22 protein-coding genes and 1 pseudogene are annotated in these 20,712 nt (G+C 73.8%); 8 read left to right on the top strand and 15 right to left on the bottom strand.

Going from position 1 to position 20,712, the window contains the following annotated elements:
• Positions 1 to 3: 3 nt before the first annotated feature.
• Both OIE69_RS32605 and OIE69_RS32600 read right to left on the bottom strand, forming a co-directional pair.
• The gene (locus OIE69_RS32605; RefSeq protein ID WP_326577839.1) at positions 4 to 774 is read right to left on the bottom strand and encodes an ABC transporter ATP-binding protein; all 771 of its coding nucleotides are present in this window, start codon (positions 772 to 774) and stop codon (positions 4 to 6) included.
• The gene (locus OIE69_RS32600) at positions 771 to 1,079 is read right to left on the bottom strand and encodes an SHOCT domain-containing protein (protein ID WP_392567597.1); all 309 of its coding nucleotides are present in this window, start codon (positions 1,077 to 1,079) and stop codon (positions 771 to 773) included. Before OIE69_RS32600 ends, OIE69_RS32605 begins: the two co-directional genes overlap by 4 nt.
• A gap of 147 nt (positions 1,080 to 1,226) precedes the next feature.
• On the opposite strand from OIE69_RS32600, the gene OIE69_RS32595 reads away from it, so the two are divergent.
• A complete protein-coding gene (locus tag OIE69_RS32595; protein WP_326577838.1) occupies positions 1,227 to 2,123 on the top strand; it encodes a DUF2797 domain-containing protein in 897 nt (298 codons plus the stop codon).
• A 27-nt stretch (positions 2,124 to 2,150) separates the two neighbouring features.
• On the opposite strand, the gene OIE69_RS32590 is transcribed toward OIE69_RS32595, so the two are convergent.
• Positions 2,151 to 3,374, bottom strand: coding sequence for an ROK family protein (locus tag OIE69_RS32590; protein ID WP_326577837.1), 1,224 nt, complete (start codon positions 3,372 to 3,374; stop codon positions 2,151 to 2,153).
• 17 nt (positions 3,375 to 3,391) lie between these two features.
• Between OIE69_RS32590 and OIE69_RS32585 the strand changes: the two genes are divergently transcribed.
• Together OIE69_RS32585 and OIE69_RS32580 are read left to right on the top strand one after the other, a co-directional pair.
• Positions 3,392 to 4,639, top strand: a complete 1,248-nt coding sequence (locus OIE69_RS32585) for an MFS transporter (RefSeq protein WP_326577836.1) — start codon at positions 3,392 to 3,394, stop codon at positions 4,637 to 4,639.
• Between the two features lie 146 nt (positions 4,640 to 4,785).
• On the top strand, positions 4,786 to 5,532 hold the full coding sequence (locus OIE69_RS32580) for a maleylpyruvate isomerase family mycothiol-dependent enzyme (protein ID WP_326577835.1): 747 nt from the start codon (positions 4,786 to 4,788) through the stop codon (positions 5,530 to 5,532).
• A gap of 55 nt (positions 5,533 to 5,587) precedes the next feature.
• On the opposite strand, the gene OIE69_RS32575 is transcribed toward OIE69_RS32580, so the two are convergent.
• Positions 5,588 to 5,983 carry a MarR family winged helix-turn-helix transcriptional regulator gene (locus OIE69_RS32575; RefSeq protein ID WP_018562668.1) on the bottom strand — a complete coding sequence of 132 codons (396 nt, stop codon included), beginning with the start codon at positions 5,981 to 5,983 and terminating at the stop codon, positions 5,588 to 5,590.
• Between the two features lie 87 nt (positions 5,984 to 6,070).
• On the opposite strand from OIE69_RS32575, the gene OIE69_RS32570 reads away from it, so the two are divergent.
• On the top strand, positions 6,071 to 7,567 hold the full coding sequence (locus OIE69_RS32570) for an MFS transporter (protein WP_326577834.1): 1,497 nt from the start codon (positions 6,071 to 6,073) through the stop codon (positions 7,565 to 7,567).
• 53 nt (positions 7,568 to 7,620) lie between these two features.
• Here the strand turns inward: OIE69_RS32570 and OIE69_RS32565 are convergent, their stop codons facing one another.
• Genes OIE69_RS32565 through OIE69_RS32555 form a run of 3 tightly spaced genes read right to left on the bottom strand, consistent with a single transcriptional unit; the run spans position 7,621 to position 10,343 of the window.
• Positions 7,621 to 8,286, bottom strand: coding sequence for a response regulator (locus OIE69_RS32565; protein ID WP_089226726.1), 666 nt, complete (start codon positions 8,284 to 8,286; stop codon positions 7,621 to 7,623).
• Positions 8,283 to 9,563: a sensor histidine kinase gene (locus OIE69_RS32560; protein WP_326577833.1), complete on the bottom strand. Its 1,281-nt coding sequence runs from the start codon at positions 9,561 to 9,563 to the stop codon at positions 8,283 to 8,285. The genes OIE69_RS32565 and OIE69_RS32560 overlap by 4 nt, the downstream gene beginning before the upstream one ends.
• Before the next feature lie 57 nt (positions 9,564 to 9,620).
• The gene (locus tag OIE69_RS32555) at positions 9,621 to 10,343 is read right to left on the bottom strand and encodes a TetR/AcrR family transcriptional regulator (RefSeq protein WP_326577832.1); all 723 of its coding nucleotides are present in this window, start codon (positions 10,341 to 10,343) and stop codon (positions 9,621 to 9,623) included.
• Positions 10,344 to 10,493: 150 nt separating this feature from the next.
• Between OIE69_RS32555 and OIE69_RS32550 the strand changes: the two genes are divergently transcribed.
• Positions 10,494 to 10,952: a nitroreductase family deazaflavin-dependent oxidoreductase gene (locus OIE69_RS32550; protein ID WP_089226723.1), complete on the top strand. Its 459-nt coding sequence runs from the start codon at positions 10,494 to 10,496 to the stop codon at positions 10,950 to 10,952.
• Here the strand turns inward: OIE69_RS32550 and OIE69_RS32545 are convergent.
• Both OIE69_RS32545 and OIE69_RS32540 read right to left on the bottom strand, forming a co-directional pair.
• Entirely contained in the window at positions 10,945 to 11,598 is a 654-nt protein-coding gene (locus OIE69_RS32545; protein ID WP_326577831.1) for a DUF4230 domain-containing protein, read from the bottom strand. The genes OIE69_RS32550 and OIE69_RS32545 overlap by 8 nt on opposite strands.
• Before the next feature lie 105 nt (positions 11,599 to 11,703).
• Complete coding sequence (locus OIE69_RS32540; protein WP_326577830.1) at positions 11,704 to 12,933, bottom strand: geranylgeranyl reductase family protein; 1,230 nt, start codon at positions 12,931 to 12,933, stop codon at positions 11,704 to 11,706.
• 153 nt (positions 12,934 to 13,086) lie between these two features.
• On the opposite strand from OIE69_RS32540, the gene OIE69_RS32535 reads away from it, so the two are divergent.
• Positions 13,087 to 14,445 carry a dipeptidase gene (locus OIE69_RS32535; RefSeq protein WP_326577829.1) on the top strand — a complete coding sequence of 453 codons (1,359 nt, stop codon included), beginning with the start codon at positions 13,087 to 13,089 and terminating at the stop codon, positions 14,443 to 14,445.
• A 50-nt stretch (positions 14,446 to 14,495) separates the two neighbouring features.
• Here the strand turns inward: OIE69_RS32535 and OIE69_RS32530 are convergent, their stop codons facing one another.
• From OIE69_RS32530 to OIE69_RS32520, 3 genes and pseudogenes are all read right to left on the bottom strand, one after another.
• On the bottom strand, positions 14,496 to 15,536 hold the full coding sequence (locus OIE69_RS32530; RefSeq protein ID WP_326577828.1) for an NUDIX hydrolase: 1,041 nt from the start codon (positions 15,534 to 15,536) through the stop codon (positions 14,496 to 14,498).
• Between the two features lie 121 nt (positions 15,537 to 15,657).
• Positions 15,658 to 15,985 (bottom strand): annotated as a pseudogene (locus tag OIE69_RS32525) (carbohydrate ABC transporter permease); the annotation flags it as partial.
• Positions 15,986 to 16,150: 165 nt separating this feature from the next.
• On the bottom strand, positions 16,151 to 17,161 hold the full coding sequence (locus OIE69_RS32520; RefSeq protein WP_326577827.1) for an ROK family protein: 1,011 nt from the start codon (positions 17,159 to 17,161) through the stop codon (positions 16,151 to 16,153).
• An 86-nt stretch (positions 17,162 to 17,247) separates the two neighbouring features.
• Here OIE69_RS32520 and OIE69_RS32515 point away from each other — a divergent pair, with 86 nt between their 5' ends.
• On the top strand, positions 17,248 to 18,234 hold the full coding sequence (locus OIE69_RS32515) for a LacI family DNA-binding transcriptional regulator (RefSeq protein ID WP_326581488.1): 987 nt from the start codon (positions 17,248 to 17,250) through the stop codon (positions 18,232 to 18,234).
• Between the two features lie 15 nt (positions 18,235 to 18,249).
• Here OIE69_RS32515 and OIE69_RS32510 read toward each other — a convergent pair whose 3' ends face one another.
• A complete protein-coding gene (locus tag OIE69_RS32510; protein WP_326577826.1) occupies positions 18,250 to 18,399 on the bottom strand; it encodes a hypothetical protein in 150 nt (49 codons plus the stop codon).
• Positions 18,400 to 18,566: 167 nt separating this feature from the next.
• A complete protein-coding gene (locus OIE69_RS32505) occupies positions 18,567 to 19,055 on the bottom strand; it encodes a hypothetical protein (protein WP_326577825.1) in 489 nt (162 codons plus the stop codon).
• Positions 19,056 to 19,141: 86 nt separating this feature from the next.
• On the opposite strand from OIE69_RS32505, the gene OIE69_RS32500 reads away from it, so the two are divergent.
• Entirely contained in the window at positions 19,142 to 20,125 is a 984-nt protein-coding gene (locus tag OIE69_RS32500) for an acetylxylan esterase (protein ID WP_326577824.1), read from the top strand.
• A 25-nt stretch (positions 20,126 to 20,150) separates the two neighbouring features.
• On the opposite strand, the gene OIE69_RS32495 is transcribed toward OIE69_RS32500, so the two are convergent.
• Entirely contained in the window at positions 20,151 to 20,561 is a 411-nt protein-coding gene (locus OIE69_RS32495; protein ID WP_326577823.1) for a Fur family transcriptional regulator, read from the bottom strand.
• Positions 20,562 to 20,712: the final 151 nt, after the last annotated feature.

The raw sequence follows: 20,712 nt of genomic DNA, 5'->3' as shown, positions 1-20,712 counted from the left end.
CGCTCAAGACGTCACCCGCTCCCGTGGTGCGGTGCCGCGTCCCGCGTCGCGGGCGGTGTCGAAGGCCTTCATGCGGTCGAGGACCTTGTCCGCGGTCGGGTCGGGCATCGTGTCCACCTGGCGTCCGTCGGCGAGGAAGACGACCTCGTCGGCGTGGGCGGCGGCGACCGGGTCGTGGGTGACCATGACGACGGTGCGGCCCATGTCGTGGACGGCCCGTCCCAGCAGACGCAGCACCCCATCGCCGGACCGCGAGTCGAGGTTGCCGGTGGGCTCGTCGGCAAAGACGACCTCGGGCCGCCCCGCGAGCGCCCGGGCCACCGCCACGCGCTGCTGCTGGCCCCCGGAGAGCTCGCTCGGGCGGTGCCGCAACCGGTCGCCCAGGCCCACGACGTCGATCAGGGCGTCCACCCACTCGCGGTCCGTCCCCGTACCGGCCAGGTCCTGGGGCAGGGTGATGTTCTCCGCCACGGTCAGAGTCGGCAGCAGGTTGAAGGACTGGAAGACGAAGCCGACCCGCTGCCGGCGCAGCAGCGTCAACTGCCGGTCTCCGAGCGCGCCCAACTCGGTGTCGCCGATCCAGGCGGTCCCGGAGGTGAGGGTGTCCAGCCCGGCGGCACAGTGCATGAGCGTGGACTTCCCAGATCCGGAGGGGCCCATGATCGCGGTGAACCGTCCGGCGGGGAAGCCCACCGTGACCCCGTCCAGGGCGCGCACTCGGGCGTCGCCCGTCCCATAGGTCTTGACGGCGTCGACGACGCGGGCGGCGGTCATCGCTCCCCGCCCTTGGAGAAGCGGCCGAACTGCTCGTCCAGGACGGACAGCCGGCGCCAATACTCGTCCTCGTCGATCTCGCCCGCGGCGAAGCGGCGGCCCAGCACGGCGATCGGCGAGTGCTCGCCGATCGCCGCGCGGGCGTGCCAGGGGCCGCGGCCCGGGCCCCGGCGCCACATGGTGCGGCGCAGCAGGAAAGCGACGCCCGCGATGACGGCGGCCCAGATCAGGGGGAAGAACAGGATCCAGGGGCCGGGTCCCCCGTCCCAGTGGTCCGCGAGCGAGGTCAGTGCGGTGGCGTCCATTGCGATGCGTCTCCTTGGTGATGCCGTGTTTCCCGACATCACGAGACTGGTCCGCGCGGGACCGCCGGTCGTCGTACGGCCAGCGGCACCTCGGGTACCACCCGGGGAGTACGGCCGCTGTCGGTGCCTGCGCCTAGCATGCGGATCATGTGGCGATGCACAGGTCTGCGATGGGTGTCCGGGGGCCCGGTGTGGACCTGGTGGCACCCCCGCCTCGGCGACCGGCGCAGTCCCGTGCGCCTCGGCGACCCGCTGGCGCTCGCCGTGCAGCCGGGCGCGGTACGGCGGTGCACGGGCGTGTGGCGTTCGGGGCGCTGGACTCCGTGCCCGCGGGCCGCGGAGCTTCCCGCGCAGGCGCGCCGTGACCAGTGCGAGCAGTGCGCGGCGCTGGATCGCTCCCGTTCCGTGGCGGCGGACACGCGGCTGGACGACCCGCGGCCCTTCGCGGTGTACCTGGCCTGGTTCGGCCCGGGTCTGGGCAAGGTCGGCATCACTGCGGCCGAGCGGGGCAGCGCACGGCTGCTCGAACAGGCGGCGATCTGCTTCACGTTCCTCGGCCGGGGCCCGCTGATGGCCGCGCGTCGCGCCGAGTCGGTCCTCGGGACGGCGCTGGGCATCCCGGACCGGGTGTCGACGTCCGCGAAGCGTGCCGCCCGCGCCGCGCTGCCGCCCGCGGAAGCGCGGGAGGCCGAGCTGCGGGCGCTGCACGAGGCGGCGGCCGCGGTCCCCGACTGGCGGGACACCCTGGCGGCCACCGCGTTCCAACCCGTCGACCATGCGGCGGTGTTCGGCCTGGAGCCCGACGCACCGCGGGCGACCGCCGCGGTGACCGGGCTCGCTCCGGGGACGGCCCTGGGCGGCACCGTTGTGGCCGTGGCCGGTGGCGACGTCTACCTCCGCATCGCCGGACCGGCCGGCGGTGTCCTGCTGCTCGACTCGCGCCTGGTGCCGGGATGGCCGCTGACCTCGTCGGTGCCGGGCATGCCGGCGCCCCCCGCCAAGGCACTGCCGCCGCCCACCGAGCCCCCGGAGCCGCTGTTCTGACGGCCCGCCGGTGGCCTGCCATGGATGCTAGGCGCCGAGCGCCGTGAGCGGGTCGTCCAGCACCGGCTGCCAGGCCAGTTCGGCGGCTCCGACGAGGCTGTTGTGGTCCAGGGCGCAGGCGAGCAGCGGGACGCCGCCGCTGCGTCCCCACAGACTGCGTTCGGCGACGACGGCGCGCAGTCGCTCCGGGTCCGCGTCGAGCAGCCAGCGGTGCAGGCCGCCGAGCAGGATCCGGTCGGGGTTGAGGACGTTGACCAGTCCCGCGAGTCCCTGGCCGAGGTGGTCGACGAGGCGGTCGGCGGCGCTGCGCACGGCGGGGTCGTCGTACTCCTCACGGAGCAGGGCACGGCACTGGTCGGGCAGCGAGCCCTCGGGGCCGGGGATGCGGCCGGCGGCCTCCAGGAAGGCGAGGGGGTCCACCTCGACGTCGAGGCAGCCGCGGCTGCCGCAATGGCAGGGACGCCCCTCGGGGTTGACGGTGAGGTGACCGACCTCGAGGGCGAGTCCCGCACTGCCGGTGTGGAGCTTGCCGTTCAGGACGAGGGCACCGCCCACGCCGCGGTGGCCGGTGGCGACGACCAGCAGGTGTTCGGCTCCCTGTCCGGCGCCGTGCCGGTGCTCGGCGAGCGCGGCGACGTTGACGTCGTTGCCGACGAAGCACGGCGGCGGCGCCCCGTTGGGGGAGATGATGCCGGACCGCCCGATCTGCTCGCGGAAGATGTCCAGCACCGGTGCGCCCGCGGGCCACGCGAGGTGCAGGGGGTTGAGCGCGGCGCCCTCCGGCTCGGCGACGGCGGACGGCACGGCGAGGCCGGCGCCCGCGCACGCCCGGCCGGCGGCGCTCAGCAACTCCGCGCCGGCCTCGACCACGGCGCCGAGGACCCGGGCGGGATCGGCGGGCACCGTCATGGCGACCGGCTTGGACGCGAGGATGTGGCCGCCTAGTCCGACCAGGGCGGCACGGAATCCGTCGGCGTGGATCTGCGCGGCGAGGACGACGGGCCCCTCGGGGTTGACGGCGAGTCGGTGCGAGGGCCGGCCCTGCGCCCCGGCGGGTCCGCCCGGCCGCGTGTCGACACGGATCAGGCGCAGCGCCTCCAACTCGGCGGCCACGGCCCCCGCGGTCGCCCGCGTCACACCGAGTTCGGCCGTGAGCACGGCGCGGGTGGGCGCGCGCCCGGTGTGCACGAGCGCGAGCGCGGGACCGAGGGCACCGCGGCCCCGCTCCAACCTTGTCCGAGTCTGGGTCACAGTCCTATTCTCACTTTGTGCCGAGCCTAAACAAAATACGGAGCGTACTCGCCGGGCAAGATCGCGCAAGTCCACCGTTCCCTCTGCGCAGCCTCCGTGTCGCCCTGACCGCCTTCTTCGCCCTCGACGGATTCGTCTTCGCCGGCTGGGTCGTTCGCATCCCCGCCGTCAAGGAGCAGGTCGGCGCCTCGGCGGGGGCGCTCGGTCTCGCGCTGCTCGGTGTGTCGGCGGGAGCGGTCGTCACCATGATCCCCGGCGGGCGGCTCTGCCGGCGCTTCGGGGCCCGGCGGGTGACCGTCGGCACCGGCGCCGTCCTGTCACTGAGCGTCGCACTTCCCGCGTTCACCCACGCCCCCGTCACCCTGGGTCTCGTGCTGCTCCTGCTCGGCGTGGGCTTCGGCGGCATGAACGTCGCGATGAACACCGTCGCCGTCGACCTGGTGGCCGCACTGCGGCGCCCCATCATGCCCGGTTTCCACGCGGCGTACAGTCTGGGCGGACTGGTCGGGGCGGGTGTCGGCGGACCGCTGGCCGCATGGCTGACGCCGGCCCAGCACCTCGTCGGCGTCGCCGTGTTCGGACTCGTGGCCACCGCGCTGCTCGGGCGGCTCCTGCTCCGGCACGCGATCCCCCGTCCCGTGGAGCACACGGATGCCGCGGATCCGCAGGCCGTCACCGCGGAGGGCGCACACGGCACCGTACGTCCCGGCGATGCCCGGCGGATGGTCGCCGTCTTCGGGCTGATCGCCCTGTGCACCGCCTACGGCGAGGGGGCGCTCGCCGAGTGGGGTCCGCTCCATCTGCAGGAGGACCTGCACACCGGTCCGGCCCTCGCGGCCGCGGGATATGCCGCCGTCGCCCTCGCGATGACCGTCGGACGGCTCTCCGGCACCGCCCTCCTGCTGCGGCTCGGCCCGACCCGGGCGGTGGTGCTGGGCGGACTGACGGCATGCGCCGGAATGCTGCTGGGGGCGTTCGGTCCGGCGGTCTGGCTCGTCCTGACCGGCTTCGCGCTCACCGGACTCGGGCTCGCCAACGTCTTCCCGGTGGCCATCGGCCGGGCCGGTGCCCTCGGCGGCCCCGGCGGTGTGGCCACCGCCTCCACCCTGGGGTACGCGGGCTTCCTGCTCGGGCCGCCCACCATCGGCTTCCTCGCCGACGGCTTCGGGCTGCCGGTCGCGCTGACCACGGTCGCGGCGCTGGCGGCGGTGGCCGCCGTGGTCGCGCACACGACCCGGCACGCGCCGGCTGCCGCCGGAGTCTGACACGCCCGTCCGATGCCGCCTCGTGGCCCGGGGGGCTCGGCCTGCCTCGGCGGCGCCTGGCCTGGTCACGCGGGCCCGCCGCCGGCGTCGCCACGCGCCTGAGCGGCTGCGGCCCGGCTGTCGGTGGCGGCTGCGACAATCGCCCCATGGAGACAGCCGAGTTCACCGAGGCACTGCGACGCGACGGCGTGCTGCTCGCCGACGCCGCTGAAGCGGCCGGGCTCGACACCGAGGTGCCGTCGTGCCCGGGCTGGCGAGTGCGCGAACTGGTCCGCCACCAAGGGGCCGTACACCGCTGGGCGACCCGTTACGTGGCGGAGGGACGCCGGCAGCCGGAACCCATCGAGGCGAAGGCCCCGACGGACGAGCCCTCGCTGCTCCCCTGGTTCCGCGAGGGCCACGAGCGGCTGGTCGCGGCCCTCGATGCCGCACCCGCCGACCTGGAGTGCTGGTACTTCCTCAAGGCCCCCTCCCCGCGGGCCTTCTGGGCGCGGCGCCAGGCGCACGAGACGGCGATCCACCGGGTCGACGCGGAACTGGCCCTGGGCCGGGCTCCGTCCCCGATGGACCCGGGGTTCGCGGCCGACGGGGTCGACGAGTTGCTCGCGGGTTTCCACGTCCGGCCGAAGAGCCGGGTCCGCAGCGAGACGCCCAGGACGCTCCGCGTGCGCACGACGGACACCGACGCCGAGCGGGACGACTGGCTCGCGCGCATCTCGGCTGATCCCCCGGTCGTCGAGCGGCCCGCGCCGGGCGATGCGGACTGCACGGTGAGCGGCAGCGCCGAGGAGCTCTACCTCACCCTCTGGAACCGGGGCGCGTACGAAAAGCTGCAGGTGACGGGGGATGCCTCCGTGATCGACCTGTGGCGGCGCGCAGCGGCGATCGGCTGATCCGGCGCGCCTCGTTCGGGACGGGACCTCGGGTCGCCGGCGACGCCGTACGCCTTCAGACCTGCCCGAGCATCCGCTCCAGCACGGCACGCTGCACCGGCTTGACCTCCTCGTGGCGGGCCCGTCCGGCGTCGGTCAGTGCGACCCGCACCCCGCGCCGGTCCTCGCTGCAGATCCCCCGGCTCACGAGGCCGTCCTTCTCCAGTCGGCCGACCAGCCGGGAGAGCGCGCTCTGGCTCAGGTGCACGCGGTCCGCGAGCTCCTGGACGCGGTAGGTGCATCCGCCCTCGTCCGGGTTGCCCTCGGCGAGCAGGTCGAGCACCTCGAAGTCGCTCGCGCCCAGTCCGTGCGGGTTCAGCTCACGGTCGAGTTCGCACGCGGTGCGCGCGTGCAGGGAGAGGACCTCCCGCCACCGCTCAACGAGCACATGCTCACTCTTCACGCCGGTCATGGCCGCAGGATAGCAGAAAAACAACACTAGATGTACGCACATTAAATGCGCTTGCATCTGATGCACGTGCATGTAGTGTTCCTCGGCATGACCTCTCCGCACACCGCCGCCCCCGGTACCGACGGGCGCTGGAGCGCCCGGCAGTGGGGCACCCTGCTGGTGCTCTGCGCCGCGCTCTTCCTGGACGCCCTGGACGTCTCGATGGTCGGCGTGGCCCTCCCGTCCATCGCGGACGACCTCGACCTGTCCACTTCGTCGCTGCAGTGGATCGTCAGCGGCTACATCCTCGGTTACGGCGGCCTGCTGCTGCTCGGCGGCCGCGCTGCCGACCTGCTCGGCCGGCGCCGGGTCTTCCTCGTCGCGCTCGGCGTGTTCGCCGCCGCCTCCCTGCTCGGCGGGCTCGTCGACTCCGGTGAACTCCTCATCGCCAGCCGCTTCATCAAGGGCTTGAGCGCCGCGTTCACCGCCCCGGCGGGCCTGTCCATCATCACCACGACCTTCGCCGAGGGGCCGGTCCGCAACCGCGCCCTCAGCATCTACACCACCTGCGGCGCGACCGGCTTCTCGATGGGCCTGGTCCTGTCCGGCCTGCTCACCGAGGTGGGCTGGCGCTGGACGATGCTGCTGCCCGCGCCCGTCGCGGTCCTGGCCCTCGTGGCCGGCATCAAGCTGATCCCGTCGAGCCCCCGCGAGCGCCACACCGGCCGCGGCTACGATCTGCCCGGCGCCCTCACCGGCACCAGTGCGATGCTGTTGCTGGTCTTCACCGTCGTCGAGGCGCCCGAAGCGGGATGGAGTTCGGCCCGCACCCTGCTCTCCTTCGCCGCCGTCGCCGTCCTTCTGGCCGCCTTCGCCGTGATCGAACACCGCAGCAGCCACCCCCTCATCCGGCTGGGCGTCCTGCGCTCGCCCCACCAGATCCGCGCCAACCTGGGCGGCGCCGCCTTCTTCGGCTCCTACGTGGGCTTCCAGTTCCTCGTCACCCAGTACATGCAGTCGCTGCTGGGCTGGTCGGCCCTGCAGACCGCACTGGCGTTCCTGCCCGCGGGCGCCCTGGTGGCGCTCGCCTCCACACGGATCGGCCCGCTGGTGGACCGCTTCGGGACGCCGCGCGTGATCGCCACCGGATTCACCCTGCTCTTCCTGGGCTATGTGCTCTTCCTGCGCGTCGACCTCACCCCGAGCTTCGCCGCGGTCATCCTGCCGTCCATGCTGCTGCTCGGCGCCGCGTGCGCGCTGGTCTTCCCGTCGCTCAACATCCAGGCCACCAACGGGGTGCGCGACGAGGAGCAGGGCATGGTCTCCGGCCTGCTCAACACCTCTTTCCAGGTGGGCGGCGCCATCTTCCTCGCGGTCGTCACCGCGGCGATCACCGCCGGTTCCGGCGACGGGCCCCCGGCCTCCCCGCAGGCCGTGCTCGACAGCTTCCGGCCCGGCCTGGTCGTGGTCAGCGCGATCGCCCTGGCGGGGTTGCTGATCACCCTCACGGGGCTGCGCCGCAGGGTGTCGTACGAAATCGTGGTCGCCTCCTCCGACACCGTGGCGCCGGTGGACGAGCAGCGCAAGGTCCCGGTGCGGGACTGACCGGCCGCCGTCCGGGGCCCGCGCGGACCACGGTCCGCGCGGGCCCCTTCGGCTCAGCCGAGCCAGCCGGGCCGCACCAGGCCGGACTCGTAGGCGAGGACGACGAGCTGGGCCCGGTCCCGGGCGCCGAGCTTCACCATCGTGCGGCTGACGTGCGTCTTGGCGGTGAGCGGGCTCACCACCAGGCGGCGCGCGATCTCCTCGTTGGACAGGCCGATCCCGACCAGGGCCATCACCTCGCGCTCCCGCTCCGTGAGCCGCTCCAGTCCCGCCGCGGCCGAGGGTTCCTTGGACCGCGCGGCGAACTCGGCGATGAGCCGCCGGGTCACGCCGGGCGACAGCAGCGCGTCGCCGTCCACCACCGCCCTTACGGCACGCACCAGTTCCTCCGGCTCGGTGTCCTTGACCAGGAAGCCGGAGGCGCCCGCCCTGATGGCCTCGAAGACGTACTCGTCGAGCTCGAACGTGGTGAGGATGACGACCTTGACCTCGCTCAGCGCGGCGTCCTCGGTGATCCGGCGGGTGGCCTCGAGGCCGTCCATGACCGGCATGCGGATGTCCATCAGCACCGCGTCCGGGGTGAGTTCGCGGACCAGGCTCAGTGCCTGGGCGCCGTCGGACGCCTCCCCCACGACCTCGATGTCGGGCTGGGCGTCCAGCAGGGCGGCGAAGCCCGCCCGCACCAGCATCTGGTCGTCGGCGAGCAGTACCCGGGTCATGGGTTCTCCTTGTCGGGGACGGACGCCGCCGCGGCGCCGGCGGTGAGCGGCAGAAGGGCCAGGACGCGGAAACCGCCGTCGGTGCGGGGTCCGGCCTCGACCGTGCCGCCGAGCGCCGCCGCCCGCTCACGCATCCCGAGCAGCCCGTTGCCGCCGCCGCCCGAGTCGTGGGCACGGTCCGTGCCGGTGGTGGCGGGACCGTCGTCGTCGACCTGCAACTCGACCGCGTCCCCGCGGCGGGTGATGCGGATGCGGGCGGTACGCGAGCCCGAGTGGCGGATGACGTTGGTCAGCGCCTCCTGGACGATGCGGAAGGCCGCCAGGTCCACGCCGGGCGGCAGGCCTGCGGCGCGGCCGTCGCGGGTGATGTCGACGGCCAGGCCCGCGCCCGCGGCCTGTTCGAGCAGTTCGGGCAGCCGGTCCAGACCCGGAGCGGGCGAGCGGGGGGCCTCCCCGGGGCCGCGCAGGGTGCCCAGCACCTGGCGCACCTCGCCGAGCGCCTCCTTGCTGGCCGCCTTGATGGTGGTCAGCGCCTGCCGGGCCTGCTCGGGGCGTTCGTCCATGAGGGCGAGGGCCACCCCCGCCTGCACGTTGATGACGGAGATGCTGTGGGCCAGCACGTCGTGCAGCTCGCGGGCGATGCGCAGCCGTTCCTCGTCGGCGCGGCGCCGCTCGGCCTCGGCCCGCTCCCGGCGCTCGCGGACGAACTGCTCCCTGCGCAGCCGCCACAGCTCCGCGACGGCGAGGATCGCCAGCAGCCAGGCGGCGGCCCCCGACACCTGGGCCCATGAGGCGGCCTTGTCCCCCGCGGGCGGCAGCCAGCGGTACAGCCACATGGTGATGAGCAGGTAGGCCGTGTAGACGGCGCCCGCGACGACCAGGACGGCTCTGCGGCGGCCGGCGGCCACGGCCGTGAAGTAGGCGGCGACGATGCTGAGGAAGACCGGCCCGTACGGGTAACCGGCGGCGACGTACACGAGCGTCACGGCCGAGACGGCGGCGGCGACGACGACGGGCGCGCGGTGGCGCCACAGGAGCAGGACGGGCCCGGCGAGCAGCAGCGCGTACCCGACGTGGTCGAGGGTGCCCCGGCCGGCCGCGTTGTGCGAGGCGGCCGTGGTCCCGACCACCTGGACGACCGCGATGACCAACGACGAGACCCAGGGGTGGCGCAGGCGCTCGGCGCCGTGGCCCGGGCCGACGCCGGGGCCGGGGCCGGTCCGGCGCCACCAGGGCCCCCGGGGCGGGCCGCCTCCCCGCGTCACGTCGTCGGTCATGCGGCCACGCTAGACCGGGGACGGCGGGTCGGCGTCCGGCCGGCGGGGTGACCGCGTCTACTCCCCGTGGAGTACGCGCCCACGGCGCAGCCCCGCCTGGTGCGCGAGGCCCGCGACGGCGTGGTCGAAGAAGTCGTCGCGCGCCTCGACCACGTTGTTGAACTGGCCGAACACCTCGAAGCTCACGAGGCCGAAGAGCTGCGCCCAGGCGGCCACGAAGGAAGGGAGCGCCCGCGGCGGCAGGTTGCGGTCCAGGTCCTTGCTGAGGCGCCAGGCGTCGGCGTGGGCGGCCTCGGACAGCGGGGCGTCGGGCGGGGGCACCGCGAGCGCCCCGGCGGTGTCGGCCTCCTCGGCCACGGCGATCAGTGCGAGCCCGACCCGGGACGCGGGTCCGATCGTGTCGAGCGGGGCGGAGTAGCCGGGCACGGGAGAGCCGTAGATGAGGGCGTACTCGTGCGGATGGCCGAGGGCCCAGCGGCGCACGGCCCGGCAGACCTCGCTCCAGCGCTCCACGGGGTCGGTGCCGCCGGCACGGGCCAGGGCCTCCTCGGCGGCGGCGCCCACGGCGTCGTAGGCGTCGACGATGAGGGCGGTGAGCAGCTCGTCCCGGCTGGGGAAGTACCGGTAGAGCGCGGACGAGACCATGCCCAGCTCCCGCGCGACGGCGCGCAGCGAGAGCCTCGAGGCGCCCTCGTCGGCGAGCTGTCGGCGCGCCTCTTCCTTGATGGCCGCGGTCACTTCGTCGCGGGCCCGTTCCCTGGCGGTTCGGATGACGCTCATGGGATCAGTGTAGGCGCGATCGGAGCAACGACCAAGAACGAGAGCAGTGCTCTTGCCAGGGAGCACGGAGACGTGCACACTGTTCTCAAGCGAGAGCACCGCTCACGGACCGCTTCGGGTCCACGGTCCGCGCGCCATGGAGGAGTCCTGATGTCCGAGCACGTCATCAAGCCCGGCTGGTTCACGATCAACGTCTTCAACCGCGCGGTGGCCTGGCTGACCCGCCGCGGCCTCAGCGTGTGGGGCTCACGGGTGCTGGCCGTCCGCGGCCGCAAGAGCGGGGAATGGCGGCGCACCCCGGTCAACCTGCTGGTGGTGAACGGGGAGCGCTACCTCGTGGCGCCCCGCGGGCACGTCCAGTGGACGCACAACATGCGGGCCGCCGGCGGGGGTCGACTGCTGCTGGGCAAGCGGGTCGAGGAGTTCAGCGCGACCGAGGTCGCCGACGACGCGAAGCCCGAGGTGCTGCGTGCCTACCTCAAGCGCTGGAAGGCCGAGGTGGGCGTGTTCTTCGGCGGTGTGGGGGCCGGCTCCACCGACGAGGAACTGCGTGCCATAGCCCACAAGCACCCGGTCTTCCGCATCACCGAACTCCGGCCCGTCAGTTGAAGCGCACCTCCACCTTCTCGAATCCCAGCGAGGTCAGCAGCCGCTCCAGCATGGCCCGGGTGTTGGTCTCCGCACGCTTCGTCAGCTCGGTGGACTCGGCCGCCTGCTGGATCTTCTTCGCGGCGAGTTGCTGGACCTGCCGCTCGTCCCCGGGATGGGAGGAGAAGAAGTCGCCGAGCCGGTCGAAGAAGCCCCGCTCCTGGGCGACCACGTAGGAACGGTCGGGGTCGAGCGACGCCCGCTCGAGGCGGGCGTGGGGCAGGGTGAGGACCGCGGAGGTCCGGTCCTCGGAGACCGTGACGCCCTTCGGGCCCACGTCGCCGAGGTCCACGTAGGCATCGACGCTGCCGGCCCCCACGTAGAGCGTGCGCCTGCCGCGCACCGCGTCGGGAAGGAACTTCGCGTCCTTCTCCAGGTCGACCACGACCTGGAACTCGCCGCTGGCTCCCTCGAAGCGGCTCATGTCCTGGATCGCCTTGAGCACCACGGGGCCGGTGCGGTCCTTGGTCTCCTCGGCGAAGGGGTTGGGCAGACCAGGTATCAGGTCGGCGCGTGCGACCAGAAACAGAAGTCCGCCGAGCACCACGAGCCCGGTGAGCGTACGCACCCACCACGGCAGTCTTCCGTCCACATTCCTCAAGGGCATGACGAGGACACCTCCCACAAGTTGTCTGCCCCTCAACTCCCCCTTTATGGCGTGCCGGAGGGTGCCAACGCAAGATCAATCGAGACAAGATCAGTCGACGCGGGATCAGCCGCGGTCGAAGGACTCCAGTGCGCGACGGGCCAGCGGATGGGTACGGACGAACTCGGCGAGCGAGCTGGATCCGCGGGTGATCTTGGCGAAGGCGTTCCACGCCGGCGGGAGGGTGGTGAGTGCGGCGTGCAGCAGACCGGGGCGCTTCTCGAAGATGCTCAGCATGCGGCGGCCGACGCCCATCTCCACGCCGAGACCGGCCTTGACGGCGAACGCGTAGTTCAGGGCCTGGCGACGCGCGTCCACCGCGTCGTGCGCCTCGGCGATCCGCACCGCCCACTCCCCCGCCAGGCGGCCGGAGCGCAGGGCGAAGGAGATTCCTTCGCGGGTCCACGGCTCCAGCAGTCCCGCCGCGTCGCCGCACACCAGCACGCGGCCGCGGGAGAGCGGGGAGTCGTCGGCGCGGCAGCGGGTGAGATGGCCGGAGGAGATGCTCGGCTCGAAGCCGGCCAGGCCGAGCCGGCCGACGAAGTCCTCCAGGTAGCGCTTGGTGGCGGCGCCGTCGCCGCGCGCCGAGATGACGCCGACCGTCAGGGTGTCGCCCTTGGGGAAGACCCAGCCGTAACTGCCGGGCAGCGGGCCCCAGTCGATGAGCACCCGCCCCGCCCAGTCCTCGGCGACCTCCGCGGGGACCGGGATCTCGGCCTCGAGTCCCAGGTCCACCTGGGCCATCTTGACGCCGACGTGGGCGCCTATCCGGCTGGCCGAGCCGTCGGCGCCGACCACGGCTCGGGCGAGGATCGTCTCGCCGTCGTTGAGGACCACCGCGACGGTCCGCCGGTCCGGGACGGAGGTGCCGTGCTGCTCGACCCGGGAGACCGAGGCCCCGGTCCGCAGCTGCGCGCCCGCGTCGACGGCCGCCTCCACGAGCCGGGCGTCGAACTCGGGCCGGTTGATCAGCCCGAAGAGCATCTGCCGGGACCGGCGGGTCCGGCTGAGCCGGCCGTTGAGACTGAAGGTCACCGCGTGCACCCGGTCGCGCAGCGGGAGCTCGAAGCCCGGCGGCAGCGCATCGCGGGAGGGGCCGATGATGCCGCCGCCGCAGGTCTTGTAGCGGGGCAGTTCGGCCTTCTCCAGCAGGAGCACACGGCGTCCCGCACTTGCCGCGGCGTAGGCCGCCGAGGCCCCGGCCGGCCCGGCACCCACCACGACGACGTCCCACACCGCTGTGTCGTCGACGCCGTCCGCCGAACCGCCGTCCTGCGCCTGGTACTCGCTGCTCACGTGTGCTTCCGCTTCCGTTCGACCCGCCGACTGCCGTCACCCCTGCTCAGCCGCATACTAATCCGCGGGGTGAGCGAGGCAGCCTGTGGCACCATCGATCACGACCACCCGTCCACGAACATCGCGTTCGACGTGTCCCCATCAGGAGCGCCCATGTCCGCCGCACCACTCGCCGCAACCGTCGCCGCACTGATGCCGCGGGCCCGGACCGAGCTGGCCGAGCTGGTGTCGTACCGCTCGGTCGCGGACCCGCGGCAGTTCCCCAAGAGCGAGTGCGAGCGGGCCGCCACCTGGATCGCCGACGCCCTGCGCACGGAGGGCTTCGAGGACGTCGCCCTGCTGGACACCCCGGACGGCACGCAGTCGGTGTACGGCTACCTGCCCGGCCCGGAGGGCGCGCCCACCGTGCTGTTGTACGCGCACTACGACGTGCAGCCGCCGCTGGACGAGGCCGGCTGGCTGTCGCCGCCGTTCGAGCTCACCGAGCGCGACGGCCGCTGGTACGGGCGCGGCGCGGCCGACTGCAAGGGCGGTCTGATCATGCACCTCACCGCCCTGCGCGCGCTGCGCGAGAACGGCGGGGTCCCGGTCGGCGTGAAGATCATCGCCGAGGGTTCGGAGGAGCAGGGCACCGGCGGTCTGGAGCGCTACGCGGAGGAGCACCCGGAGCTGCTCGCCGCGGACGCCATCGTCATCGGCGACTCCGGCAACTTCCGCGTCGGTCTGCCGACCGTCACGGCCACCCTGCGCGGCATGGCGCTGGTCGACGTCAAGGTGACCACCCTGGAGGGCAATCTCCACTCCGGCCAGTTCGGCGGCGCCGCGCCGGACGCGCTGGCCGCCCTGGTCCGCATCCTGCACACGCTGCACGACGACTCCGGCGCCTCCACCGTGACCGGTCTCACCGCCGACGCGGCCTGGGACGGGCTGCAGTACGAGGAGGGTGCCTTCCGCGCCGACGCCAAGGTGCTCGACGGCGTCGACCTGATGGGCACCGGGACGGTCGCCGACCGCCTCTGGGCCCGCCCGTCGGTCACCGTCATCGGCATCGACGCCCCTCCGGTCGTCGGCGCCACGCCGTCCGTGCAGGCCGGCGCGGGCGCGAAGGTCAGTCTGCGGGTCCCGCCGGGCGTGGACGCCCAGCAGGCCGCCAAGCTGCTGATCGCCCACCTGGAGGCGGCCGCCCCCTGGGGCGCCCGGGTGGAGGTCACCCAGGTCGGCAGCGGCCAGCCGTTCCGCGCGGACACCTCCAGCCCGGCGTACGCCTCCATGGCGGAGGCGATGCACGCCGCCTACGGCACCGAGATGGAGATCGCCGGCATGGGCGGCTCGATCCCGCTGTGCAACACCCTGGCGACGCTCTACCCCGACTCGGAGATCCTGCTGATCGGCCTGAGCGAGCCGGAGGCGCAGATCCACGCGGTGAACGAGAGCGTCTCCCCCGAGGAACTGGAGAAGCTCTCGCTCACCGAGGCGCTCTTCCTGCAGAAGTACGCCGCCAAGGCGGTGTGAGCCGGGCGGGCGGCTCTTCTCCCGCAGGCGCGGGGCGCGCCCGTCGCCTCTCAGCCGCCCACCGGCACCCCCGCCTCCAGGTTGAGCACGGTGGCCCGCTCGCGCGCCCGCAGCGCCCAGCGCAGCCGGGTGTGCCGGACGGGCGGCAGCATGGAGGCCGCCTCGGCCTCCGTCGCGAAGCGCCAGCCCCGCAGCTCGGCGCCGGGCAGCAGCAGGCGCTCGGCGTCGGCCGCGGGCAGCCGCCCGCCGTCGAAGAGCAGCCGCAGACCGCCGTACCCGGGCGGCAGCGGCGGCTCCCAGTCGACCACCAGGAGCCGGGGCACCACCGGGAGCCGCAGGCCGAGTTCCTCGGCGACCTCCCGCATCCCGGCCCGGGCGGGCGGCTCGCCGGGCTCCACGACCCCGCCGGGGAACTCCCAGCCGGGCTTGTAGGTCGGGTCGACCAGCAGCACCCGGTCGTCCTCGTCGAAGAGCAGCACACCCGCCGCAAGGGTCTCGGAGGTGGGCTCGGGGGTCTGCACGATGTCGCAGGAGCCCGCGCCCTCCCGTATCGCCTCGGCGATCCGCTCGGCCGTCGCGCGGGGGGCGAGCCCGGCGGTGTCGACGACATGGGCGTCCCCGGTGAGCCAGGGCAGTGCCTCGTGGTAGGCGGGCAGATGGTCCAGGCACCAGGCGCGGATCCCCGCGCTGGCCTCGGTGTCGCCCGGCACGTCGGCGCGCTGGTCGATCCGCTCACGCAGAACCGTTTCCTCAGCGTGCAGCAGTACATGCCGCACGGTGATCCGGCGGGCCGCCAGCCCGCCGAAGATCTCGTCCCGGTACTCCTGCCGCAGCAGGGTCATCGGCACCACCAGCGGTCCCCCGCCCACCTCGGCGAGCAGCGCGGCGGCGGTGTCGACGACCAGCCGCCGCCACGCGGGCAGTTCCTGGTAGTCGCAGACCTCGCCCAGCCGCTTCTCCGGGAGCATCAGCCGCAGCCCGCTGCCGATGAGTTCCGGATCGTAGAGCACGCTGCCCGGCAGCAGTTCGAGCAGTTCGCGTGCCGCAGTGGTCTTCCCCGCGCCGAACGTGCCGTTGAGCCAGACGATCACGGTGCCCCCTCTTCCGTAGCCCGGTAGCCCCCTACGAATTGCCCGGATCATCGGCGTCGGCAAACGCACAGACCCGGCCATCGGCGCATACCGGTGGCTTCGGAACCCGGGAACACGGCGGTCAGCCCTTGTCGGCCCCCAGGGTCGGTCGGGCGACGAACTGCCGCTGCAGCACCATGAACACCGGTCGGCAGCGCCACGAGCACCGAGCCGGCCGCCGGCAGGTTGCGGTCGGTGAAGAACCGGCCCCGCGGGTTGTTCAGCGCGGACGTCGCCGGCGGCTTGTCGCCGTCGGAGATGAAGACCAGGGCCCACAGGAAGTCGTTGTACATCCGGGTGAACTGCGGCGTGGCGAGGGCCGCCCGGCACAGCGGCGGGGTGATCCGCCGGTACTGCGTCCGCACCCCGGCGCCGTCCACGACCGCCGCCTCCAGGATCCGGTCGGGAAGTGCCGGAAGACGGTGCCGAGCCCCGCGCCTGCCGTCCGGGCGACCTCCTCGATGGAGGCCGAGGTGCCGCGCCCGGCCGGCGCTCGCCGGCTGAACGCGCCCGCCGGGCCGTGACCGGTCTCCCCGGGGATCGGCCGAACGGGTGAACCGCCCCTCCGGGATCGCCTAGTGGGCGCCGGTCGCGAAGGCCTCCAGCCGCAGTGCCTGCGCCGCTGCGGCGGCCGCGCCGACCAGGCCCGCGTCCGTCCCGAGTACGGCGGGAACGACCTTCACCCCGGACGCGAACGAGAGCGTGGCGTAGCGGCGCATGTGCGCGCGCAGGGGCTCGAAGAGCAGCGGGCCCGCGCCCGCGACACCGCCGCCGATCACGGCCACGTCGATCTCCACCAGGGTGGCCGTCGCGGCGATGCCCGCGGCCAGCGCCTGCGCCGCGCGGTCGTACGAGGCGAGGGCGAGGGGGTCTCCCTCGCGGGCGGCCCGGGCGACGGCGGCGGCGTCGGACTCCTCGCCGTGGGCCGGACGCCAGCCGGACTCCAGGGCGCGCCGGACGATGTTGGGCCCGCTGGCCAGGCGCTCCACACAGCCACGGCTGCCGCAGGGGCACACGTCCCCGTCAAGGTCGACACTGATGTGCCCGATGTGCCCGGCGTTGCCCGTCGGGCCGGGGTGCAGCTTGCCGCCGAGGACCAGACCGCCGCCCACGCCGGTCGACACCACCATGCACAGCGCGTTGTCGTGCCCGCGGGCCGCGCCCTGCCAGTGCTCCGCCGCGGTGATCGCGATGCCGTCGCCGGTGAGCACGACCGGAAGCCCGCCGACCCGCTCGCCGACCTGGGCGACCACCGGGAAGTCCCGCCAGCCGGCGATGTTGACCGGGCTCACGGTGCCGCGCGAGGCGTCGATCGGTCCGGCGCTGCCGATGCCCACCGCGACGACCCGCGGCCAGCCCGCGGACTCCCGCAGCCCGGCCAGCACCTCCGCGAGCGATCCCATCACCGTCGCCGCGTCCCGATCGGCCGGCGTCGGGCGCTGCACGCGTACGAGCAACTCGCCGCGGGCGTCCACCAGGGCACCCGCGATCTTGGTGCCGCCGATGTCCACGGCGGCGATCAGCGGACCCGCACCGGCGGCACCCGACGGCGGGACGATGGACTCGGCAGAGCTCTCGAACGGCATGGGCGTAGTGTCGCCCTTTGTTGACAACGTTGTCCAGCCCATAGGATCACGCCGTGACCGATATTCCGCGCACCGCCCGTCCCACCATGAAGGATGTCGCGGCCCGGGCCGGTGTCGGCCTGAAGACGGTATCGCGTGTCGTCAACGAGGAACCGGGCGTCACCGAGGACACGATCTCGCGTGTCCAGGCGGCCATCGACGCCCTCGGATTCCGCCGCAACGACAGCGCGCGGCTGCTCCGCAAGGGCCGTACGGCCAGCATCGGGCTGGTCCTCGAGGACCTCGCCGACCCCTTCTACTCCCCGCTCAGCCGTGCTGTCGAGGACCTGGCACGGGCCCACTCGACGCTGCTGTTCACCGGGTCGAGCGCCGAGGACGCCGACCGCGAGCAGGAACTGGTGCTCGCCTTCTGCGCCCGGCGTGTCGACGGGCTGGTCATCGTGCCCGCCAGCGAGGACCACCGCTACCTGGAACCGGAGATCGCGGCCGGCGTCGCCACCGTCTTCGTCGACCGCCCCGCGGGCGGCATCGACGCGGACGTGGTCCTCAGCGACAACGCCGGAGGCACCCGCGAGGGCGTCGCCCACCTCATCGCCCACGGGCACCGGCGCATCGGCTTCATCGGCGACCTCCCCCGCATCCACACCGCCGCCGAGCGTCTGCGCGGCTACCGGGAGGCGATGGACGACGCCGGGCTCCCGGTGCACGAGAACTGGGTCTCCTGCGGGCCCACGGCCCCAGGCCGCGTCCGCGCCGCCGTGGAGTCCATGCTCAGCGGCCCCGAGCCGGTCACCGCCCTGTTCGCCGGCAACAACCGGATCACCGTGACCGCGGTGCGGGTCCTCGCCGACCTGCCCAGCGTGGTCGCCCTCGTCGGCTTCGACGACTTCGAGCTCGCGGACCTGCTGCGTCCCGCGGTCACCGTCGTCGCCCAGGACCCCGGGCAGCTCGGTCGCACCGCGGCGGGACTGCTCTTCCAGCGGCTCGACGGCGTCGCGGGCGCCCCCAAGCGGGTCGAGCTCGCCTGCCGGCTGATCCCGCGCGGTTCCGGCGAGCTCCCGCCGGTGCCGTAGCGGCCCGGCGCCCGGTCAGGGCGGTTCCTCCTCGACCAGCCCGCAGGTGAAGCCGAAGGACTCGAGGGCGCGGCGCCGAGCCGGGTCCGGCTCGGCGGCGGCCAGGTCGTCGAGCACCCGCAGGACCCGGGCGCGCCCGCGGGGCGGCAGCTCGCGGACGCCCACCCGGCGTTCTCCGCCGTCCGCACGGCGACGTCCGGGGCGATCTCGTCGTCCCCGCAGTGTCGACGACGTCCATGACGATGCCGGCGAGTACCGGCACAAGCGGATCGGTGTCCGACGTGGGGGCACCGTGGCCGGGCGCGTGGCGCGGGCGCGCCGTGCCCGGACCGTCAGCAGGCATGTGCCATGGCGGTGAAGGTCAGCGCGGTGAAGGACCCCGGCCCGCCGTCGTACGCGACCGACACCCTCCAGCCGCCCTTGCCGAGGTTGACGTACGTACCGCCGCCGGGGCTGTTCTCCCGGCGCAGTTCCGTCCACCCGTGCTCGCGCAGGACCGCCGTCACGGCGGCGTACTCCCGCTCGCCCGCCCCCTCGGCGGCCGCCCAGGCGAGCATGCACCGCTCGCTGGGCCGGTCCGACTCCTCGTCGGCGGTCACGGCCAAGCCCATCACCGTGTTCTCCGACCTGTGTACGCCGGCCTGTTCCGCCGCCGCGTCGAGCTCCGCCTCCACCGCCGTGCGGCTCAGCGGAACCGCCCGCACGGGCACGGCGCTCCCCGGCCCGGCCACGAGCGCGGCGAGCACGGTGACGGCACCCGCCCTGAGCATCGCGCGCGTCACCGGAGAGCGGGGCGCCGGTTCCCAGCCGATCTCGTCCACGGCGACACCCTCCCACGCCGGACGGACAACGGGGATACGTCGGGGGCCCGTTGACACCCGCCCCGTGAAACGATTCGATACCGCGCATGCCGCTCACCGACCTGCCGCTGGACGAACTGCGCCGCTACGCACCGGAGATCGCCGAGCCCGGGGACTTCGACGCCTTCTGGGCCAAGACGCTGACCGCCGCCCGCGAGGCGGGCACCGACCCGGCGGAGTACCGCCGGGTCGACTCGCCGCTGGCCACGGTCGAGGTGTTCGACGTGCGCTTCCCGGGCTGGGGAGGCCAGCCGGTCGCGGCCTGGCTGCTGCTGCCCCGCGGCGCGGACGGGCCGCTGCCCGGGGTCGTCACGTACATCGGCTACGGCGGCGGGCGCGGGCTGCACCACGAGAACCTGCTGTGGAGCGCCGCGGGCTACGCCCACCTGGTCGTCGACTCCCGCGGCCAGGGCCACGACACGCCGGACCCCGACCCGACGCCGGGCCCCCAGTACGTCGGGGGGTTCATGACCCGCGGCGCGGAGGACCCCGAGCACTACTACTACCGCCGCCTGATGACCGACTGCGTGCGCGCCGTGGACGCGCTGCGCGCACACCCGGCGGTCGACACGAGGCGGGTCGTCGTCTCCGGCGGCAGCCAGGGCGGCGGGCTCGCCCTCGCGGTGGCCGGGCTGGCCCGCGAGGCCGTCGCGGCGGCCCTGGTCGACGTGCCGTTCCTCTGCCACTTCCGGCGGGGCGCCGAGACCGCCGCCGAGGGCCCGTATCCGGAGCTCGCCCAGTACCTCGGCGTCCACCGGCGCATCGACCCCGAAAAGCTCTTCGGCACCCTCGACTACTTCGACGGCGTCCACTTCGCCCCGCGCGCCACCGCGCCGGCGCTGTTCAGCGTGGGCCTGATGGACCCCGTCTGCCCGCCGTCGACGGTGTTCGCGGCCTACAACCGCTACACGGGGCCCAAGGACATCACGGTGTGGCGGTTCGGCGACCACGGCGGCGGACGCGACTCCCAGCCGTACGAGCAGATGCTGTGGCTGCGCGGCCTCGGACTCGCCCCGGTGGCGGACCGGTAGCCGCCGCTTCCCCCCGTTGGCGCGCTCAGGCGCAGGACGGGCACAGGCCGCGGTAGGTGACCTCGGCCTCGGAGACCGCGAAGCCGAACCGCTCCTCGGCGGGGAGGTCGGCCAGCGGGTCGCCGGTCGGGTGGACGTCGCGGACGGTGCCGCACCCGGAGCACACCAGGTGCTGGTGCGGACGGTGCGCGTTGGGGTCGTAGCGCTTGGCACGGCCGTCGGTGGAGACCTCCATGACCTCGCCGAGGGAGACCAGTTCGCCCAGCGTGTTGTAGACCGTCGCCCGGGAGATCTCGGGCAGCAGCCGTGCGGCGCGGGCGTGCACCTCGTCGGCGGTGAGGTGCACGTGGTCACCGTCGAGGACCTCCGCGACGACACGCCGCTGGGACGTCATGCGCCAGCCGCGCCCGCGCAGTCGCTCCAGCAGGTCGCTCATGTCTGCTCACCCATTCAGCTCGGTGGACGTCCGGAATTCACCCCGTGGACGCGTCCGGGTTCTGATTGCATATGGAATTGACGCTCTTCTTGACTTGGACTGCGTCCATCGTAGGATCGGTTCCGGCGCCAGCCAAGGGACAGGAAGACTC

Source organism: Actinacidiphila glaucinigra (assembly GCF_035918135.1).
Taxonomy (GTDB): Bacteria; Actinomycetota; Actinomycetes; order Streptomycetales; family Streptomycetaceae; genus Actinacidiphila; species Actinacidiphila glaucinigra.
Note: the sequence above shows the minus strand (reverse complement) of the source record. Positions and strands in the feature narration are given on the sequence as shown.

Excerpts from the sequence above, each read along its gene's own strand:
- OIE69_RS32605 (WP_326577839.1), bottom strand. The coding sequence starts at position 774 with ATGACCGCCGCCCGCGTCGTCGACGCCGTCAAGACCTATGGGACGGGC.
- OIE69_RS32595 (WP_326577838.1), top strand. The coding sequence starts at position 1,227 with ATGTGGCGATGCACAGGTCTGCGATGGGTGTCCGGGGGCCCGGTGTGG.
- OIE69_RS32565 (WP_089226726.1), bottom strand. The coding sequence starts at position 8,286 with ATGACCCGGGTACTGCTCGCCGACGACCAGATGCTGGTGCGGGCGGGC.
- OIE69_RS32550 (WP_089226723.1), top strand. The coding sequence starts at position 10,494 with ATGTCCGAGCACGTCATCAAGCCCGGCTGGTTCACGATCAACGTCTTC.
- OIE69_RS32535 (WP_326577829.1), top strand. The coding sequence starts at position 13,087 with ATGTCCGCCGCACCACTCGCCGCAACCGTCGCCGCACTGATGCCGCGG.
- OIE69_RS32495 (WP_326577823.1), bottom strand. The coding sequence starts at position 20,561 with ATGAGCGACCTGCTGGAGCGACTGCGCGGGCGCGGCTGGCGCATGACG.
- OIE69_RS32515 (WP_326581488.1), top strand. The coding sequence starts at position 17,248 with ATGAAGGATGTCGCGGCCCGGGCCGGTGTCGGCCTGAAGACGGTATCG.
- OIE69_RS32520 (WP_326577827.1), bottom strand. The coding sequence starts at position 17,161 with ATGCCGTTCGAGAGCTCTGCCGAGTCCATCGTCCCGCCGTCGGGTGCC.
- OIE69_RS32575 (WP_018562668.1), bottom strand. The coding sequence starts at position 5,983 with ATGACCGGCGTGAAGAGTGAGCATGTGCTCGTTGAGCGGTGGCGGGAG.
- OIE69_RS32600 (WP_392567597.1), bottom strand. The coding sequence starts at position 1,079 with ATGGACGCCACCGCACTGACCTCGCTCGCGGACCACTGGGACGGGGGA.
- OIE69_RS32555 (WP_326577832.1), bottom strand. The coding sequence starts at position 10,343 with ATGAGCGTCATCCGAACCGCCAGGGAACGGGCCCGCGACGAAGTGACC.
- OIE69_RS32570 (WP_326577834.1), top strand. The coding sequence starts at position 6,071 with ATGACCTCTCCGCACACCGCCGCCCCCGGTACCGACGGGCGCTGGAGC.
- OIE69_RS32580 (WP_326577835.1), top strand. The coding sequence starts at position 4,786 with ATGGAGACAGCCGAGTTCACCGAGGCACTGCGACGCGACGGCGTGCTG.
- OIE69_RS32500 (WP_326577824.1), top strand. The coding sequence starts at position 19,142 with ATGCCGCTCACCGACCTGCCGCTGGACGAACTGCGCCGCTACGCACCG.
- OIE69_RS32545 (WP_326577831.1), bottom strand. The coding sequence starts at position 11,598 with ATGCCCTTGAGGAATGTGGACGGAAGACTGCCGTGGTGGGTGCGTACG.
- OIE69_RS32560 (WP_326577833.1), bottom strand. The coding sequence starts at position 9,563 with ATGACCGACGACGTGACGCGGGGAGGCGGCCCGCCCCGGGGGCCCTGG.